Below are 19,359 nucleotides of genomic sequence, written 5' to 3'. Positions count from 1 at the left end.
GATCACTTCAGGTAGTTGTGCAACCGGTTGCATTTTATTGTGTCAGCAAGACAGAGAATATGAACAATCTGTCATAACCAATAAAAACACACTGGTACATGAACAGTAGAGGTTTCCACATGAGTTATTCAGGTTTGGCAAAAACAATTCTGCAGCTGGTTGGCGGCGCAGAAAACGTGGATGCACTGGTGCATTGCGCGACCCGTCTGCGCTTTACGCTGCACGACAACGGCAACGCGAAAAAAACAGAATTACAGAATTTAGACGGTGTGCTGAGCGTTGTGGAAAGCGGCGGCCAGTTTCAGGTGATCGTGGGTAGCCATGTGTCGCATGTTTATAAAGAATTAACGACCTTACTGAGTGGCGGCACTGTTTCCGCCAGTACCGAACGCCGCGAAAGCAAACCGAAAGGGGCTATCGGCGCACGTATTTTTGAAGTGGTGTCCGGCAGCTTTTCACCGCTGATCGGTGCCATGGCCGGTGCCGGCATGATCAAAGCGTTGCTGGCAGTGCTGGTGATGCTGAAATGGATCGATCCCGCCAGCAGTACCTATCTGATATTAGCGGCGGCGGCGAACTCGGTGTTCCACTTCCTGCCGGTGCTGCTGGGTATCTCGGCGGCGATCAAAATGGGCGCGAACGGTTATGTCGGCGGTGCCATTGGTGCGGCACTGATGGAGCCTAACTTTACCGGCCTGATCGGCTCACAGACCGCGACCTTCTTCGGTATTCCGGTGGTGGCAATCAACTATGCTTCTACCGTGTTCCCGGTGTTTATCGCCGTGGCGATTCTGGCCATTCTGGAAAAATTCCTGAAGCGCGTCTGCCCGCACAATATCCAGATGTTTATGGTGCCGATGCTGTGTCTGCTGGCGATTGTGCCAATGACAGTGCTGGCCTTCGGTCCGTTCGGTGTTTATCTGGGTGACCTGATTGCGGCGGGCATCAACTGGCTGAGTGCGCACAGCGGTATTCTGACCGGTGCGGTCATTGGTGGCTCGATGATGTTCCTGGTGGTGCTGGGTCTGCACTGGGGCATCGTGCCTATCATCATTGCTAACCTGGGTATGGGTGGTGATCCGATTGCCGCCATGTGGGCTCCGGCGACCTTTGCCCAGATGGGTGTGGCGCTGGCTATTTTCCTGCGTACCAAAGATGCCAACGTCAAAGCACTGGCGGGTCCGGCAACGGTTACTGGTCTGCTGGCAGGTGTGACTGAACCGATTATTTACGGTCTGATCATGCGTTTCCGCCGTACGATTCCGGTGGTGGTAATTGCCGGTGCGGTGGGTGGTGCCCTGAACGGTGCGTTCCAGGCGAAACTGACTGCATTTGCTTTCCATAGCGTGCTGTCGATCCCTGTTTTCACCCCGGTACTGCAATATGCTATCGGGATTGGAACCGGTTTCGGTCTGGCGCTGCTGCTGACATTGATGATTGGTTTTGACAAAAAACCAGTTAAGACCGAAAACAAGAAAAGACCAATGGCGACAACGGCATCACTGGCAACTAGCTGATTTTATTAAGGCTTCATCTGGCAGGGTGAAGCCAAATCCATTTCGAGGTACGGAGAAACAACATGCTGCATAAGAAACTGAAAGATTTTCCAAAGAACTTTTTCTGGGGTGCTTCTACTTCGGCGTATCAGGTAGAAGGTGCCTGGGATAAAGACGGTAAAGGCCCATCCGTGATTGATATGGCCCCCGTGGTGCCGGGTACCACTGATTTCAAAGTGACCAGTGATCACTATCATCATTACAAACAGGATGTCGCGCTGTTTGCGGAACTGGGTCTGAAAGCCTACCGTTTCTCGATTGCCTGGACCCGTATTTTCCCGCACGGCACCGGTGAGATTAACCCGCTGGGTGTGGCGTTTTACAACAATCTGATCAATGAACTGAAAGCCCATAACATTGAGCCTATTGTGACCATTTATCATTTCGATCTGCCGTATGCACTGCAGCAGAAAGGCGGCTGGTCGAATCGTGACACCGTGGATGCGTTTGCATTCTATTGTGAAACCCTGTTCGAACTGTATGGCGACCGCGTGAAATACTGGCTGACCATCAACGAGCAGAACATGATGATCCTGCACGGTGATGCCATCGGTACGAAGAGTACTGTGGCGGTGGAAAATCCGGAAAAAGATCTGTATCAGCAAAACCACCACATGCTGCTGGCACAAGCCAAAGCCATGAAGTCTTGCCACGAAATTCTGCCACACGCGAAGATCGGCCCGGCACCAAATATCTCTGCCATTTATCCTGCTTCTTCCAAGCCGGAAGATGTGCTGGCGGCCAGCAACTGCTCGGCGATCCGTAACTGGTTATATCTGGATATGGCGGTGTATGGTCGTTATAACAATATCGCCTGGAGCTTCCTGGAAGAGCGTAACGCCACGCCGGATATCGCAGAAGGGGATATGGAAATCATGGCCAGCGCGAAGCCTGATTTCATTGCGTTTAACTACTACTCAACGATGACTGTTGCGGCAAGTGCCGGGGATGCCAGCGATCGCGGTTCAACGGGTGACCAGCAGATCGTAGTGGGTGAAGTCGGTGTGTTTAAAGGCGCCTCTAACCCGAATTTGAGTAAAAATGCCTTTGGCTGGGAAATTGACCCGGTGGGTTTCCGTAACACACTGCGTGACATCTACGAGCGTTATGCGCTGCCACTGATCATCACCGAAAATGGTCTGGGTGCGTTCGATAAAGTGGAAGAAGATGGTTCAATCAATGACGACTACCGTATCGACTTCCTGCAGAAACATATCGATCAAATCCAGCTGGCGATCACCGACGGGGTTGACGTGTTCGGCTTCTGCCCATGGTCAGCGATCGATCTGGTGAGTACCCATCAGGGTTGCAGCAAACGTTACGGTTTCATCCACGTCAACCGTGATGAATTTGACCTGAAAGATCTGAAACGTTCCAAGAAGAAGAGCTTCTTCTGGTATAACGCGCTGATCGCCAAGAACGGCGCGAAATAGCATTGATTTGCTTTGAAAGGGCTCCTTTGGGAGCCTTTTTTCTTCACGTAAAACGACTTTTCAGCATTTGTCCGCGTATTTTTTGAACACAGATCACAAAAAATCCTGCCCGTTACACTCCTCTGATGTTTTGCGAAATACCTCACAGAAACCGGTTTCAGTCTATGGGATTATGCAACCGGTTGCAGCGATGCTTGGGGGCACCTGCCACTTAATTTGCACACACAATGGATGCATTGGGGAAACCCAGGAGTTAATTATTATGAAGAAGATTTTCTTATGCTGCGCGGCTGGTATGTCTACCAGCATGGTCGTAAACAAGATGAAACAGGCGGCTGCACAGAAAGGCATTGAAGCCGAAATCATTGCGGTTGCCATGGAAGAGTTCGATAACACCCTGCCGAAATATGACTGCTGCCTGTTGGGCCCGCAGATCAAATACAAATTCGAAGAATTCAAGAAAAAGGCAGAAGCAGCAGGGAAACCTATCGCCGTTATCAACAGTATGGATTACGGCATGATGCGTGGCGACAAGATCCTCGCCGATGCACTGTCCATGATGCAATAACAGACACTAGTCAGGGAAATTCTTATGTCTAACGCTTTTTTTGATTTTATCGAAAATAAAATCAGCCCGATCGCTGCACGAGCGGGCACACAACGCCACATTATGGCCGTGCGTGACGGTTTCATCGGCGCGATGCCATTCATGATTGTAGGTTCATTCCTGCTCGTGTTTGCATTCCCACCATTTTCACCGGATACCACGTTTTTCCTCGGTCAATGGTGGAATGCCATGTCCAAGGCTTACTTCAACGAGATCATGACCCCGTTCAATATGTCGATGGGTATCATGGCCTGCTACATCAGTGCCGGTATTGCCTATAACCTGGCGCAAAGCTACAAGATTGACGCATTCCCATGCGCCATGCTGTCGCTGATGACTTTCCTGCTGATTGCTGCGCCAATGAAAGATGGTGCGCTGTCTGCTGGTTTCCTGGGTGGTACCGGTATTTTCACCACCATCATCGTGGGTATCTACGTTACCGAGCTGATGCGCTTCCTGAAAGTACGCAATATCGGTATCAAACTGCCTGAACAGGTACCGGAAAAAATCCGTCAGTCATTCAACCTGCTGATCCCGGCGTTGATTGTGATCCTGACCATTTATCCGCTGAACCTGTTCCTGCAGCATCAGTTCGGTATGTTGCTGCCTGAACTGATCATGGCGGTATTCAAACCTCTGATTTCTGCCGCAGATTCTCTGCCAGCTATCCTGTTTGCCGTGTTCCTGTGCCATACCCTGTGGTTTGCCGGTATCCATGGTGCCGCGATCGTCGGTGGTATTCTGGCGCCGTTCTACCTGGTTAACCTGGGTCTGAACCAGGACGCTCTGGCCGCCGGTCAGGCTCTGCCACACACCTTCGTTGAAGCTTTCTGGAGTTTCTTCATTGTGCTGGGTGGTTCAGGTGCAACGCTGGCGCTGGTGTTCCTCTATACCCGCAGTAAATCAGCTCACCTGCGTGCCATCGGCAAGCTGGGTATTGTTCCTGCCGTATTCAACATCAACGAACCGGTGATCTTCGGTAGCCCGATTGTGATGAACCCGGTGCTGTTCTTCCCATTTGTGGTGGCACCAATGGTGAATGCCACGATTGCATGGTTTGCGACCAGCTCAGGCCTGATTGGTAAAGTGATCTCACTGGTACCGTGGACTGCGCCTGCACCAATCGGTGCGGCATGGGGTGCCGGCTGGCAGATGGGTAACGGTCTGCTGGTGATTGGCCTGCTGGTGATTGACTTCCTGATCTACCTGCCATTCTTCAAAGTGTATGAAAAACAACTGCTTGCTCAGGAAGCTGAGATGGAAGCAGACATGAATGCGCAGACTGCCTGATTAATTAATTTGAATTTGATACCGGAGATATAAAGATGGATATGGAATCAACTGTAATGGAGCTGATCATCAACGCTGGTGAAGCCCGTAGTTATGCGATGCAGGCCCTGCGTGCGGCCAAACAAGGTAACTGGACTGAGGTTGATCAGCAGTTAGCGGAATCCAGTGCAGCGTCCAAGCGTGCACATGATGTACAGACCATGCTGATTGGTATGGATGAAGGCTGCGGCAAAATCCCGGTTAACCTGATCATGGTACATGCTCAGGACCATATCATGACCTCCATGCTGGCCCGTGAGATGGTTGAAGAGCTGATCGACGTCTACCGTCAGCGTCAGGATGTGCAGGCTGCACAAGCTGCGTAATTAGTTAAGCACTCAGAGGGTATGCCGCATTCAGGGGTGAACATTTGGCATACTCTCTGAGACTTACAATAAAAATATATAAAACAACAAATTGAAGGATTTCTGGATTATGACTGGTAAGTTTCCGAAAAATTTCCTCTGGGGTGGTGCGATTGCTGCCAACCAGGTTGAAGGTGCTTATAACGTTGATGGTAAAGGGTTATCGGTTGCGGACGTCATGCCGCGCGGCATTCTGAATTCTGAGCCGGTATTAGACGGCAAACTCGGTGATTTCCCTTACCACACCGCGATCGATTTCTATCACACCTACAAAGATGATAATGCACTGTTTGCCGAGATGGGCTTTAACTGCCTGCGTCTCTCTATCGGCTGGTCACGTATTTTCCCGAATGGCGATGACGCCGAACCGAATGAAGCCGGTCTGCAATATTATGATGACGTTTTCGATGATCTGCTGAGCAAAGGCATGCAGCCGGTTATTACGCTGAACCACTATGACTTACCGCTGGGTTTAGTGACCAAATACGGCGGCTGGCGCAGTCGTGAGCTGATTACACAGTACGAACGTTACTGCAAAACCGTATTTGCGCGTTACAAAGAGAAAGTCAAAATCTGGATGACGTTCAATGAAATCAACTGTGTACTGCATGCACCGTTTACTGCCGCCGGTTTGCTGATTGAAGAAGGCGAAAACAAACTGCAGTTACAATTTCAGGCGGCGCATCATCAGCTGGTTGCCAGTGCACTGGCCGTCAAAGCCTGTCATGAAATTATTCCGGATGCCAAAATCGGCTGCATGATTGCGGCATGGCCAACTTACCCGGATACCTGTAACCCGGACGATACGCTGAAAGCGATGGCGAAAGATCGCCAGATGCTGCTCTTCGGTGACGTACAAGCACGCGGTTATTATCCGTCGTATGCGAAACGTCTGTTCCGTGAGAACGGCTTTGAAATTGACATGGCGACCGGTGATGAAGCGATCCTGAAGCAGTACGCTGTGGATTATGTCGCGTTCAGTTATTACATGAGTCAGGTAGAAAGTGCCGATCCGGATCGCCGCGAGAAAACCGGCGGTAACCTGATGGGTGGCCTGATGAACCCGTATCTGAAAGCCTCCGAATGGGGCTGGCAGATCGACCCGAAAGGCATGCGTATCATCCTGAACCAGCTGTATGACCGTTATCAGAAACCGCTGTTTATCGTGGAAAATGGTCTGGGTGCGATTGATACCGTTAATGCTGATGATTCCATTAACGATGATTACCGTATCGATTATCTGCGTGACCACCTGCAACAGGTTGCAGAAGGGATAGCAGATGGTGTAGAACTAATGGGATATACCACCTGGGGGCCCATTGATCTGGTGAGTGCTTCGACCGGTGAAATGAAAAAACGTTATGGTTTTATTTATGTGGATAAAGATAATGAAGGTCAGGGTACCGGCCGTCGTCTGCGTAAAAAGAGCTTCTACTGGTACAAAGACGTCATTGCTACGAATGGAAATGAACTCTGAGAGAGTAAGGCATTAACTGGCATGGTGAGCTCCTAATATCTTACCTGTGTGTCTTTAAAGCCTGTTTGCCGGATTGAGCCACCCCGTGTTCAATCCGGCGTTTTTATTTGTGTCATAAAAATCCCGCGACTTGTAGTTTTTTACATCTGTAATGGATAATGTACGTTTGCCGTTTTCCTATGCAGTTGTTCAGAGAGGAGTTTTTCAGTTTATGGCCACGATGCTGGATGTTTCACGTAGAGCTGGCGTTTCCAAATCGACAGTTTCCCGTGTGCTGAACGGAACAGCAAAAATCTCTGAGGCCACCCGCGAAGCGGTATTTAAGGCAATTGAAGAGCTGAATTACCGGCCGAACGTGCTGGCGCAATCGCTCTCTAAACAAGAAACCAACACTATTGGTCTGGTCATTCCCCGCGGCTCGAATACGTCGCAATATCTGGGCTTATTAATAGAGATCTGTCAGGAACTGGCCGATAAAGCCGGTAAATTTCTGATGATCACCCAGGTCAATGATCAGCCGGATGGCGGCATCCGTGCGATTCGTTCGCTGGTTGATCGGCGCTGTGATGCGGTGTTGTATTACAACAACTCCTTCTTTGATCGTTATAACATTCAGGGCGATGAGCTCAGCGACCTGATTGATGAGCTGCCGGTGCCACTGGTGGTGATGAACTGCTTTTTACCGCGCCATCCGGATCATTGTGTATGGTTTGATCATGCTTATGGTGCCCGTCTTCCTGTAGATTATCTGATTTCTCAGGGACACACGCGTATTGCGTACATCGCTGGTCCGTTAAATCAGCGTACGGCGCAGTTGCGGTTGCAAGGTTATGAGAATGCCCTCAGGGGTGCAGGTATAACGATAGATCCGTTACTGATTGTTGAAGGCGACCGGTTTTATAGTGGCGGTTATAGTGCCTGCAATCAGTTGATACAGCAACAAAGTGAATTTACCGCGATCTGTTGCTTTAATGATCTCACTGCAATCGGTGCGTTAAGAGCATTACAAGAAAATCATATTTCTGTGCCGGATCAGGTTTCATTATTTGGGTTTGATAATGAGTCCATTCTTGATTATCTGACGCCTACAGTCAGTTCTGTCCAGTTATCAGCACATGCATTTGTTACTCACGCCATGAATTTGTTACTGGCGAAACTGAATGCAGAAGACATTTCTATCCCTGAAGCCAGTTCGTTCACTGGTGATCTGGTTCTGCGTCAGTCAGTTAGAGCGCTTTAGTAGTTCGCCGGATTAAACAATCCGGCGTTGCCACAGGCTGAAGAACAGGAAAAACAGACCGGTAAAACCGACCACCTGAAACATATCCAGACAGGACATGACCATGACCTGCTGGTTAATGAGGGATACGATTTGACTCAGTGAGAACGGACTTTCACTGATTTGCGTGGTGGCGACATTTTCGGTGAGGCGGGTGTAATGCAACGCTTCCCGGTTCTGTAAAAATACATTGGTGACGGTAATGCCGGTCGAGTTCATCAGCTCGCGCAGCATGTTTTTCGTCTGATAGGCTTGCGAGAAGATCCGGTTATCGGTTTCGCGGAAGGTATGGGCGGCAGCTGTACCTTGTCCGATGGCGGTAAAAGCGGATAAAAACAGCAATGGCAGGGCGATCCCCCATAACGGTATCTGGGGTGTGAACTGGCTGCAGAGAAAACCAAAGATGCTCAGGCAGGCGAAAGCAAACAACAGATAATGCTTCTGGTACGGATAACGGGCAGCAGTGTTCAGTTGTATCCAGGCAAAAAGCAACGCCGTGAGCCCGGTAATGGTGAGTATGGCACCACAATTCAGCACGGGTATGGCTAACCCTTGCTGCAGAAAAATCGGGATCAGATAGTTGACCGACGACAGAATCAAATAACAGACCGCGTAATAAAACAAACCAATCAGATAGCGGCTGCTGAACAAATGCCGGAAGGGCAGCAATGAGCGGTGCCGTTGATGTTCCAGATAGACGAAAAACACTAACCCACTGATCGCAAATGGTAATAACAGCAGTAATTGCCTCAGATCGCTGAGGTCATACGGCATGCTTTCCACCACATATTGCAGCAGTAATACCCCGGCGACGAGCGATAACATGCTTCCCGGATGCAGCCGTCCGACCCGGCGTTGTTTGCGGACGTTACTGACCGTTTTCCCGCTTAACCACCAGACCAGCAGGACCTGCGGTAACTGGATCAGGAACAAGGCCCGCCAGCTGAAATGCTCCAGCAACGTTGCGGCTAACAGCGGTGCGGCAGCACTACCAGCGACCAGACTGTACGCCATATACCGGATCGCCAGACCGCGACCGCTTGGCGTGGCCGGGAAAAAGTTCACATGCACCCGCGCCGCCGTGAAAAAAGCCGAGCCACCGATGGCCTGGATAAAGCGCCCTAATATATAGGCCTCGGGTGTCTGGGCATAGGCGCACATCAGCGAGCCAATACTGAACGCGGCCAGCGCATAACGAATAAAACGACGATAACCAAGGTGCGACACCAGCCAGTGATGCTGGGCAATCATGATGATCGCCGTAGCGGCATACACGGCGGTCGACAGACTGAACGTGTGACGGGTCATACCTAAGCCGCCGCACAGATAAGACGATGCAAACGAAAGCATGACATTCTGAATAAATTCGATACACACCATCAGGCTGATATTGATGCGCAACAACTGGCGAATGACAGGGGGATTAAACGGTTCTGCGTACAACATGATGACACCTCGCATGAGGCGCTCATTGTTGAAAAGTAGTTATAATGAATCAAATGGGTAAATATCATACTTTATATGCACAATATGAATAATGGTCAATCAGATGCTTTTTTTCAGCAGTTCCGGCACTGGGATCTGAATCTTCTGGTGGTGTTAGAGGCGTTATTCTGTGAACAGGGGAACGTCAGCCGGGCCGCGCTGCGGGTGGGCCTGAGTCAGTCAGCGATGAGCCATGCACTGAACCGGCTGCGGGAGATGCTGGATGATCCGTTGTTTGTAAAGCAAGGGCATCGCATGCACCCGACTTCCCGCGCTATTGCCCTGGCGCCGGTGATTGCAGGCTGGCTGGAGAACATCCGCGGCCAGCTTAAGCCACCGGTATTTGATCCGGCCACCGTTCAGCAGGAAATTAACGTCGCCATTCCGGAACATCTGGAGCGGCTGGTGTTGCCGGCCTTGCTGGGCTTCTTGCGGCAGCAGGCGCCGGGGCTGCATCTGCATTCCCGTCCGGTGCCGATGTCGCAACTGAATGAAGCCTTCGCCCAGGGGCGGATCGACATGGCGATTATCGGTAATGATTGGGAACCCAAAGCGTCATATCAGCATTGCCTGCTGACGGAAAGCCGGTTTGTGTATGTGTATGATGCCAGACAGCTGCACTTTGCCGAGTCGGTGTCACTGGCCGAGCTGGCGGCGGTTCCGCAGTTAGCGTCGAATTATTCCCATAAGACGGCCACCATCATTGATAACCACTTTACTGTGCATGGGTTAACCCGGCGCATCATGGCGACATCAGGCGGTATTACCGCCATTCCGGCTATTTTGGCGGAATGCCCGATGCTGTCGATTTTGCCGGAAATCATGATTGCCGATCATCCGTTATTCGATTCACTGGTCAAACGCCCTTTTGAACCCGACAGCGTGCGGGCCACACTGCATCTGGTCTGGCATAAACTGCATGAACACGATCTGGTGCAGCATTTTGTCCGCGACTGGATCATCCGCCATTTTGCCGGGCCACCGGATTAGCGGCATGCGCTGTGGCGCGCAGAGAAAAGGCCCGGAACACAAACCAGAGTAAGCAGGCTAAAAACCCGCAACTGCCGATAGCAATCGTCATCGGATAGGGGGTGGCGTTCTGGCTGGCGGCAATCAGGCTGCTGACGATAAAACCGCAGCCAAACTGCATTAAACCCAGTAAGCCGGAACATCCGCCCAATGCCTGAAGCAGGCGCAGCGCAATAAAGCTCTGAATATCCGTTACCATCAGACAGCCTGCCGTCGCCAGAATAAACAGACTGATCCCGGCCAGTAACGGCCTGCGGCGGCCAAAGCGGTCAATCAGCGGGCCGTAGATACCTGGTTGTCATCTCTGCTTCCTGTTAGAACGATTATTCTAGTCGCCTATTATGCGGATAAAGATGAGCGTTATGGCCATTTCTGAATGTAAAAATTTGTTAGGAATGAGCCCCGGGGGAATAAATGATGACTATGAAGTCAGAGTTTCATCAGCGGTGGATAACGTTTCCTGCAGGATGCCGGATAGCGCAGGTGCGTTGTCTGGCATTCTAATGCTATCAATCGGCAGAGTGATCCGCCTGTATATCGATTGCGCTGCATAACGTGGCGATGGCATTTTGCCAGCGTGCCCAGCCATGGTCTGTTTGTAAACTGATGCCGCCATAGTGCTGGGTATTGCGACTCCGGATCAGCAGATACTGCACGCCGGCGACCAAAAAGTTAGCGATGGCACCGATATCGCGTTGTTCATGCCCGAGATCGCTGGTGGCCTGTTGCAGCACCTCAACCCCCCATTGCTCCCTGATTTCAGCTAATGCCGTGGTGAGCGCGTTTTGCTGTGATAACTCCCAGGCCATGATGGCCAGTGTCTGCGGACGCGCCAGCAAGCCGGCGACCAGACGCTCCAGCACTAACTGTAAACGCCGGCCGGCACTCAGTTGCCGCAACGCAGTCAGATCGCCCAGCACCTCATCGGTGGATGGCCAGAAGTTGCTGCTTTTGCCATAACATTCCAGCAGTCTGGGCAGACCGTCAAAATAGCGGTAGATCAGCACCTTATCAACACCCGCTGTCCGGGCGATGGCGTTAACGCCAATCGATTGAAAGCCTTGTTCCGCCAGGAGCTGTCCGACCGCTGCAATCAGGCGCTGCTCGGTTTGTGCCCGGTCACGGTTATTATCAGTGACTGCCATCGTTTTTCTCCAGCAGGGTTCGGGTGCGTTGTGCGATACGGTCAATGGTCGTTTCGCTGTGTGCCCATTCGGCAAAATGACCGCTTAGATCGTATAAGCCGGCATTATCGGCCAGACTGACATCCAGATACAATCGGTTGGTTGCAGTATCGGTGGCGGTGAGCCGGATGGCGGAACCTCCGCTTTGTACGGGTACAAGAATCAGTGCCGCAGTCGTGGCATTCAGCAGCGTGGATACCGGTTTTACATCAGTAATTGCGGTTTGTATCCGCAGCACCGGGCCATGCGGATCGTTGCCTTTCAGTTCACGAGTCAGGGCATTCTCTAAGTGAAAACGCAGTAACGTTTGACGTTCTGCGGTGATGTGATGACACGGCGTGGTGGCCTGCCAGCTGACCGGTTCAATAATAACTTTTGACCAGCGCAACGGCTGTACCGGCTGGCGGTAAATGAGCGTCGTTTCTTGCTGGTTGGCATTAATGGCCATTTTTCCGTTCTGTGCGGCAGGATGAACGCAGCTACAGCCAGTTAAAACACAAACCATACTCAACAAAATACCGTGGAAATGATGTTTCATGATTCAGCCCTTCATTTGTCACTTGATGGTGACAATGCTAGTGTCACTCGCCGGTGACATGCAAGGCGTATTTAATGATTTTTTGCTGTTTTTTTCATCACGTTGATTAATAAATAATTTATTTTCCCGGCTTCGGGTTTTTTCGTTGCAAAGAAAACATCCCCCGCACTGCGGGGGAATGGGGGTTAACGTGGGGCGAGGAACATCTTGTAGGTGACGTCATCGCTGACATCGCGGGAAGGGTAGCCCAGTTCCTGCAGATGGTGGTTGAAGGCCGGCATATCATCATCACTGAGTTCAAATGCACACAGCACATAACCGTAATCGGCACCATGGTTCCGGTAGTGGAACAGGGTGATATTCCACAACGTACCGAGTGTTTCCAGGAAACGTAGCAGCGCGCCCGGTTGTTCCGGGAACTCGAAGCTGAACAGACGCTCCTGCACCGGTTTGCACGGACGACCGCCGACCATGTAGCGCACATGATTTTTCGCCAGACTGTTGTCGGTGATATTCATCACGCCATAACCCGATTTTTGTAAATCAGCGATTACCTGCAGCAGCTCTTCGGTGCCGTTGCTCAGACGCACAGAAACGAAAATGGTCGCTTCCTTGTCTTCCGAATAACGGTAGTTGAACTCGGTCACCATGCGCTTGCCGAGGATATGGCAGAACTCCAGAAACGCGCCTTTGCGTTCCGGAATGGTAACGGCCAGCACGCCTTCGCGTTTCTCGCCCAGCTCGCAACGCTCTGACACATAGCGCAGGCTGTGGAAGTTGACGTTGGCCCCCGACAGAATGGCGGCCATACGGGCGCCACGGGTGTGGGTGGTTTCCACATACTTCTTCAGACCGGCCAGTGACAGCGCACCGGAAGGTTCGGCCACGGCACGGGTATCGTCGAAAATATCTTTCAGCGCGGCACAGATCTCATCGTTGGTGACGGTGATGATATCGTCCAGATATTCACGGCAGAGACGGAAGGTTTCGTCACCGGCGCGTTTTACTGCGACGCCATCGGCGAACATGGAAACGCGCGGCAGATTCACCGGCTCACCGGCTGCCAGTGCCGCCTTCATCGAGGCAGAGCCTTCAGCTTCCACGCCGATGACTTTGATATTTGGCAGCAACTGCTTGATATACACCGCGACACCGGCCGCCAGACCACCACCACCGACCTGTACGAAGACATGGGTCAGGCGGGTGTCCTGTTCCAGCAATTCACGGCCGATAGTGCCCTGACCGGCGATGACATCGACGTCATCATACGGCGGGATCAGCGTATAGCCATGTTCTGCCGCCAGACGACGGCTTTCGGCATAGGCTTCATCGAAGCTGTTACCGAACAGCACCACGTTGCCACCCATCCGGCGCACGGCATCAATTTTGATGTCCGGCGTAGTGGTGGGCATCACGATGATAGCCGGGATCTTCAGCTTGGCGCCTGACAGTGCCACGCCCTGCGCATGGTTACCGGCCGACGCTGCGATGATGCCTTTGGCGCGTTGTTCTTCGCTCAAACCGGCAATCTTGTTATAGGCACCGCGCAGCTTGAACGAATGCACCGGTTGCAGGTCTTCACGCTTCAGAGCTACATGATTACCGAGCCGATCGGAGATCTTTTTCAGCGTCTGTAACGGGGTGACTTTCGCCACCTCGTATACCGGCGACAGCAGGATTTTGCGAAGATAATCGCTGGCCTGCGGTTGTGTGTCGCTCATGCTTATTCTCCCAGTTTGCTGCGATCGCGCACGGCACCTTTGTCCGCACTGGTCGCCAGATTGGCGTAAGCGCGCAGGGCAAAAGAGACGAAACGTTCACGGTTAACTGGTTTCCAGGCCGCTTTGCCTTTGGCTTCCATCGCGGCACGACGGGTCGCCAGTTCGGCATCGCTGATCTTGATGTCGATGGTGCGTGACGGGATGTTGATGCTGATCAGATCACCATCGGCAATCAGACCGATGTTACCGCCGGCCGCCGCTTCCGGAGAAACGTGACCGATCGACAGACCTGAAGAACCACCGGAGAAACGACCGTCGGTGATCAAGGCGCAAACCTTACCTAAACCCATAGATTTCAGGTAAGAGGTCGGATACAGCATTTCCTGCATACCCGGGCCGCCTTTCGGACCTTCGTAACGCACGATCACCACATCACCGGCCTTCACTTTGCCGCCGAGGATGCCAGCGACCGCATCGTCCTGGCTTTCAAATACCACGGCCGGACCTTCAAACTTCAGAATCGACTCATCCACACCGGCGGTTTTCACGATACAACCGTCAATCGCCAGATTACCGGCCAGAACTGCCAGACCGCCGTCCTGACTGTAGGCATTCTCTTTGGTGCGGATACAGCCTTCTTTACGATCCACATCCAGTGATGGCCAGCGGCAATCCTGACTGAACGCTTTGGTGGTTGGAATGCCACCCGGGCCAGCGCTGTAGAATTTCTTTACTTCTTCGGAAGGGTTCAGTGCGACATCATATTTCTCGATCAGTTCGGCCAGACTCAGGCCCAGCACGTTACGCACATCAGTGTGCAGCAGACCGGCACGGCTCAGTTCACCCAGAATAGCCACGATACCACCGGCACGGTGTACGTCTTCCATGTGATATTTCTGGGTAGACGGTGCGACTTTACACAGTTGTGGTACACGGCGGGACATACGGTCGATGTCAGCCATGGTGAAATCCACATCACCTTCTTGTGCAATGGCTAACAGGTGCAATACGGTGTTGGTGGAACCGCCCATGGCGATATCCAGCGCAATCGCATTTTCAAATGCATCACGGGTGGCGATAGAGCGCGGCAGTGCGGTCACATCGTCTTGTTCGTAGTAGCGTTTCGCCAGTTCAACGATACGGTGACCGGCACTTTTGAACAGCTGTTCACGATCAGCGTGGGTCGCCAGCAGCGAACCGTTACCCGGCTGGGACAGACCCAGCGCTTCGGTCAGACAGTTCATGGAGTTCGCGGTAAACATACCGGAGCAGGAGCCGCAAGTCGGGCAGGCGCTGCGCTCAACGGCGGCGGTGTCTTCGTCGCTGACAGTCGGATCCGCTGCCATGATCATGGCATCAACCAGATCCAGCTTGATGATTTGATCGGACAGCTTGGTTTTACCCGCTTCCATCGGACCGCCGGAAACGAAAATCACCGGAATGTTCAGGCGCATCGCGGCCATCAGCATACCCGGGGTGATTTTGTCACAGTTGGAGATACAGACCATGGCATCGGCACAGTGGGCGTTGATCATGTATTCCACGGAGTCAGCAATCAGTTCACGGGAAGGCAGCGAATACAGCATACCGCCGTGACCCATCGCGATACCGTCATCCACCGCAATGGTGTTGAACTCTTTCGCCACACCACCGGCCGCTTCAATTTCACGCGCGACCAGCTGGCCCAGATCTTTCAGATGCACATGGCCGGGCACGAACTGGGTAAACGAGTTAACCACGGCGATGATTGGCTTATCGAAATCACCGTCTTTCATACCGGTAGCACGCCACAGTGCACGGGCACCGGCCATATTGCGACCCTGAGTGGTCGTTGCGGAACGTAACTTAGGCATTTCTGTCTCCTCAATGGAAGCCGCCGGGCGTCTTCATCGGCCTTACGGGCAGCTTCGCTATTATGTATTCGAATGTATTCGACTATTCTGTAAAACAATAAGGTCTGCAAAACAAGAAGGCGCCAAGTTATGCGCCTTCTTATTACATCAATTATTTGCTGACCGGAGTCAACCAGCCCCATTTGTCTTCGGTCTCACCATTGAACAGACCAAAGAATGATTTCTGGATCGCTTCAGTGATCGGGCCACGGCGACCTTCACCGATCTGCATACGATCCACAGAACTGACCGGGGTGATTTCAGCGGCAGTACCACACATGAAGATTTCATCGGCCAGATACAGCGCTTCACGTTGCAGCGACTCTTCACGGATGGTGTAACCCAGTTCACGTGCCAGTGTCATGATGGTGTCACGGGTGATACCAGGCAGGATGCCGGAGGTGGCCGGGGAGGTGTACAGCACGCCGTTTTTGATGATGAACAGGTTTTCGCCTGAACCTTCGGAGATATAGCCGTTGGTATCCAGCGCGATGCCTTCCACATAACCGTTACGGCGGGCTTCACGGGCGATCAGCTGAGATGACAGGTAGTTACCACCGGCTTTGGCACCAGTCGGGATAGTGTTCGGAGCAAGACGGCTCCATGAAGACACCATTACGTCCACACCGTTCGCCAGTGCGTCGTCACCCAGATAAGCGCCCCATGGCAGCGCACCGATCATCACTTCTACCTTGTCGCTCTTTGGCAGCACACCCAGACCGACGTTACCGATGAATGCCAGCGGACGCAGGTATGCGCTCTTCATGCCGTTTTTAGTCACGATGTCACAGCAGGCTTGTTCAATCGCGGCTTTGTCGAATGGCATCTCCATCCAGTAAATTTTGGCGGAATCAAACAGACGCTGAATGTGTTCTTTCAGACGGAAAACTGCAGTGCCGTTTGGTGTGTCATAAGCACGGATACCTTCAAACACCGAAGAACCGTAGTGCAGCGCGTGCGTCATCACGTGTACCTGCGCGCGATCCCACTCAACCATTTCGCCATTGAACCAAATGTATTTTGTAGTCTGTGACATGCTTGTATTTCCTTATGCGCTGATCTTTAAGGCAGATTGTTCGGATTGATCCAGTGCTTCCACGTGAAACACGTCGATCAGTTTGTTCAGTTGGCTCTGCAACAGCTGGATCGGGCGTTCGCTTTCCACGGTCACGGCAATACGCAGGGAACTGCTATCGGGTACGGTTTCCATGTTTAACTGACGCAGAGCAAAACCACGGTGACGCACCACGCGCAGCACGCGCTCCAGCACTTCAGGGCGGGAACCGGTGATCAGATTCAGCTGATATTGCTTCATGGTTTGCTCTCCATCATATCCTGATTGGCGGCACCTGGCGGAACCAGAGGCCAGACATTTTCTTCTGCTGAAATGGAAACGTGCAGCAGGTAGGCGCCTTCACTTTGCAGCATGCGCGCAATGGCGGCAGGCACTTCTTCTTTGCGGGTGATGGTTTCGCCGGCGATATCAAAGGCGGAAGCCAGACGCACAAAATCAGGGTTGTCGGACAGGATGGTTTCACTGAAACGGGCGTCGAAAAACAGCTCCTGCCACTGACGCACCATGCCCAGACGCTGGTTATCCAGTAATACCATTTTTACCGGCAGTTTGGCACGGCGCAGTGTGCCCAGTTCCTGTACGTTCATCATAAAGGAACCGTCACCGCTGACCAAGACCACTTCGTCATCCGGACGCGCCATTTTAGCACCAACCGCCGCCGGCAAGCCAAAACCCATGGTACCTAAACCGGAGCTGGAAATGTGGTTACGCGGGCTGTTGAACTGCATGTGCTGCGCCACCCACATCTGATGCTGACCGACGTCACAGCACACTACGCTGTTTTCCGGCAGCGTATCGCTCAGTTGTTTCAGCAGCAGCGGGGCGTAGATGTGTTCACCCGGATGATCATAGCGCCACGGGAAATCATTTTTCATCGCCGCGCAGTGTTCACGCCAGCTGGCGATGTTCATTGTCATTGCCAGTTGTGGCAGCAGGCTACACATATCGCCGTGCAGACCCACGTGTGCGCTGCGCAGTTTACCGACTTCGGCGGCATCCACGTCCAGATGAATAATTTTGGCGTGCGGCGCAAACGCGGCCAGCTTGCCGGTCACCCGATCATCGAAACGCGCACCGGCCACCACCAGCAGATCCGCTTCCTGTACCACCAGATTTGCCGCTTTGGTGCCGTGCATACCGAGCATACCGAGGAAGTGCGGGCAGTTCGGATCGAGGGTGCCGATCCCTTTCAGCGTTGTGACAGAAGGCATCTGCGTGGTTGTCGCGAATTGACGCAGTTCAGCCACGGCATCGGCCGCGACCACGCCACCACCGACATACAGCACCGGCTTTTTCGCCGCGGCCAGCAGAGCGCGCGCATCGTTGATGGCCTGCAGTTCATCATCTGCAAACTGTTCTGCTGCCAGTTCAATCAGGGTATCCAGATCGGCTGCTGCCAGCTGGATGTCTTTCGGGATATCAACCAGTACCGGGCCGGGACGACCAGAACGGGCAATGCGGAAGGCCTCGGCGACGATCTGACCCAGTTCATCCACGGATTGCACCATGAAGGAATGCTTGGTGCAGGCCAGTGACAGGCCCAGCACATCCACTTCCTGGAAGGCGTCGGTGCCGATCAATGGGGAGGCGACCTGACCGGTCAGTGCCACCACCGGCACGGAGTCCAGCAGTGCATCCGCCAGACCGGTGATCAGGTTGGTGGCCCCCGGGCCGGAAGTGGCGATGCAGACGCCAACCTTGCCGGTTGAGCGTGCATAACCGATAGCGGCCATCGCCGCGCCTTGTTCGTGACGACATAACAGGTGGGGAATGCCCCCATCGTACAGTGCGTCGTACACCGGCATGATTGCGCCACCCGGATAACCAAAAACCTGGGTAACACCCTGCTGGTGTAATGCTTTGACTAAGTACTGGGCCCCGTTCATTTCCATGTCCCTTTCTTTAACTGCGAAAAAAATGACTAAAAAAAAACCCCCGAGTGGTGTGCTCGGGGGTTTGTGAGTCTCTCTTTCCTGATTAGCGAGTAACTAATCGCGCCCCGAGCGGTGGAATAATCACCACCACGACCAGGATCACAATAATGCTAATCAGAGAATGAATCTTGCTCATAAAATTCAAAAAATCCGGTTTAAACCGCAAAATCATGCGGGAGTGACACAGAATTAGCATATTTCTTTGCCCGATAACAAGCCTTTTTTTCCAGACCGGTGCTCGTTTATTGAGCAAATTAGCGTTAAGGCCGGTTAAACAGACGAATAAACCGCTAAAGACTTAGTGTTTTTAACTATCAACTTGCCTTTTTTTATCTGTATATCATGAAATATTTTCTCTCTCTGGCGAAATATTCTGATCGGCGAATTTGACTGCGTTGTTATGAGCGACATGATATTTTTGCTGTCTAATAACTGAGGTGGTGTTGGCTGCCGTA

The 19,359-nt window shown here is 52.4% G+C and carries 17 protein-coding genes; 8 read left to right on the top strand and 9 right to left on the bottom strand.

Annotated features, from left to right (window positions below; genetic code table 11):
- Positions 1–119: 119 nt before the first annotated feature.
- The 7 genes from TOLA_RS15940 (at position 120) to TOLA_RS15910 (ending at position 8,007) form a co-directional block, all read left to right on the top strand.
- Complete coding sequence (locus TOLA_RS15940) at positions 120–1,517, top strand: PTS transporter subunit EIIC (protein WP_015880143.1); 1,398 nt, start codon at positions 120–122, stop codon at positions 1,515–1,517.
- A gap of 62 nt (positions 1,518–1,579) precedes the next feature.
- On the top strand, positions 1,580–2,989 hold the full coding sequence (locus TOLA_RS15935; protein ID WP_015880142.1) for a glycoside hydrolase family 1 protein: 1,410 nt from the start codon (positions 1,580–1,582) through the stop codon (positions 2,987–2,989).
- A gap of 262 nt (positions 2,990–3,251) precedes the next feature.
- Positions 3,252–3,557, top strand: coding sequence for a PTS sugar transporter subunit IIB (locus tag TOLA_RS15930; protein WP_015880141.1), 306 nt, complete (start codon positions 3,252–3,254; stop codon positions 3,555–3,557).
- A 24-nt stretch (positions 3,558–3,581) separates the two neighbouring features.
- Positions 3,582–4,886 carry a PTS cellobiose transporter subunit IIC gene (locus TOLA_RS15925; RefSeq protein ID WP_015880140.1) on the top strand — a complete coding sequence of 435 codons (1,305 nt, stop codon included), beginning with the start codon at positions 3,582–3,584 and terminating at the stop codon, positions 4,884–4,886.
- A 35-nt stretch (positions 4,887–4,921) separates the two neighbouring features.
- On the top strand, positions 4,922–5,251 hold the full coding sequence (locus TOLA_RS15920) for a PTS lactose/cellobiose transporter subunit IIA (RefSeq protein WP_015880139.1): 330 nt from the start codon (positions 4,922–4,924) through the stop codon (positions 5,249–5,251).
- Positions 5,252–5,360: 109 nt separating this feature from the next.
- Positions 5,361–6,767: a glycoside hydrolase family 1 protein gene (locus tag TOLA_RS15915; RefSeq protein ID WP_015880138.1), complete on the top strand. Its 1,407-nt coding sequence runs from the start codon at positions 5,361–5,363 to the stop codon at positions 6,765–6,767.
- A 211-nt stretch (positions 6,768–6,978) separates the two neighbouring features.
- Positions 6,979–8,007 carry a LacI family DNA-binding transcriptional regulator gene (locus TOLA_RS15910; protein ID WP_015880137.1) on the top strand — a complete coding sequence of 343 codons (1,029 nt, stop codon included), beginning with the start codon at positions 6,979–6,981 and terminating at the stop codon, positions 8,005–8,007.
- 12 nt (positions 8,008–8,019) lie between these two features.
- Here the strand turns inward: TOLA_RS15910 and TOLA_RS15905 are convergent, their stop codons facing one another.
- Positions 8,020–9,492, bottom strand: coding sequence for an MFS transporter (locus TOLA_RS15905; RefSeq protein ID WP_015880136.1), 1,473 nt, complete (start codon positions 9,490–9,492; stop codon positions 8,020–8,022).
- A gap of 84 nt (positions 9,493–9,576) precedes the next feature.
- Here TOLA_RS15905 and TOLA_RS15900 point away from each other — a divergent pair, with 84 nt between their 5' ends.
- Entirely contained in the window at positions 9,577–10,521 is a 945-nt protein-coding gene (locus tag TOLA_RS15900) for a LysR family transcriptional regulator (protein WP_171804922.1), read from the top strand.
- Here TOLA_RS15900 and TOLA_RS15895 read toward each other — a convergent pair.
- The 8 genes from TOLA_RS15895 to ilvG form a co-directional block, all read right to left on the bottom strand.
- Positions 10,490–10,837 (bottom strand): hypothetical protein, encoded by a 348-nt coding sequence (locus TOLA_RS15895; protein WP_281054831.1) that lies wholly within the window; start codon positions 10,835–10,837, stop codon positions 10,490–10,492. The two genes, TOLA_RS15900 and TOLA_RS15895, sit on opposite strands and share 32 nt — an antisense overlap.
- 232 nt (positions 10,838–11,069) lie before the next feature.
- Entirely contained in the window at positions 11,070–11,705 is a 636-nt protein-coding gene (locus tag TOLA_RS15890) for a TetR/AcrR family transcriptional regulator (RefSeq protein WP_015880134.1), read from the bottom strand.
- A complete protein-coding gene (locus TOLA_RS15885) occupies positions 11,692–12,282 on the bottom strand; it encodes a DUF3313 family protein (protein WP_015880133.1) in 591 nt (196 codons plus the stop codon). Before TOLA_RS15885 ends, TOLA_RS15890 begins: the two co-directional genes overlap by 14 nt.
- Positions 12,283–12,467: 185 nt before the next feature.
- Positions 12,468–14,003 carry a threonine ammonia-lyase, biosynthetic gene (gene ilvA / locus TOLA_RS15880; protein ID WP_015880132.1) on the bottom strand — a complete coding sequence of 512 codons (1,536 nt, stop codon included), beginning with the start codon at positions 14,001–14,003 and terminating at the stop codon, positions 12,468–12,470.
- Between the two features lie 2 nt (positions 14,004–14,005).
- Positions 14,006–15,856 (bottom strand): dihydroxy-acid dehydratase, encoded by a 1,851-nt coding sequence (ilvD, locus tag TOLA_RS15875; protein ID WP_015880131.1) that lies wholly within the window; start codon positions 15,854–15,856, stop codon positions 14,006–14,008.
- A 151-nt stretch (positions 15,857–16,007) separates the two neighbouring features.
- Positions 16,008–16,931, bottom strand: a complete 924-nt coding sequence (locus TOLA_RS15870) for a branched-chain amino acid transaminase (protein WP_015880130.1) — start codon at positions 16,929–16,931, stop codon at positions 16,008–16,010.
- Between the two features lie 12 nt (positions 16,932–16,943).
- Positions 16,944–17,210, bottom strand: coding sequence for an acetolactate synthase 2 small subunit (gene ilvM, locus TOLA_RS15865; protein WP_015880129.1), 267 nt, complete (start codon positions 17,208–17,210; stop codon positions 16,944–16,946).
- Positions 17,207–18,856, bottom strand: a complete 1,650-nt coding sequence (gene ilvG, locus TOLA_RS15860; RefSeq protein WP_015880128.1) for an acetolactate synthase 2 catalytic subunit — start codon at positions 18,854–18,856, stop codon at positions 17,207–17,209. The genes ilvM and ilvG overlap by 4 nt, the downstream gene beginning before the upstream one ends.
- Positions 18,857–19,359: the final 503 nt, after the last annotated feature.

Origin of the sequence: Tolumonas auensis DSM 9187, assembly GCF_000023065.1 — a bacterium.
GTDB lineage: Bacteria > Pseudomonadota > Gammaproteobacteria > Enterobacterales > Aeromonadaceae > Tolumonas > Tolumonas auensis.
Note: the sequence above shows the minus strand (reverse complement) of the source record. Positions and strands in the feature narration are given on the sequence as shown.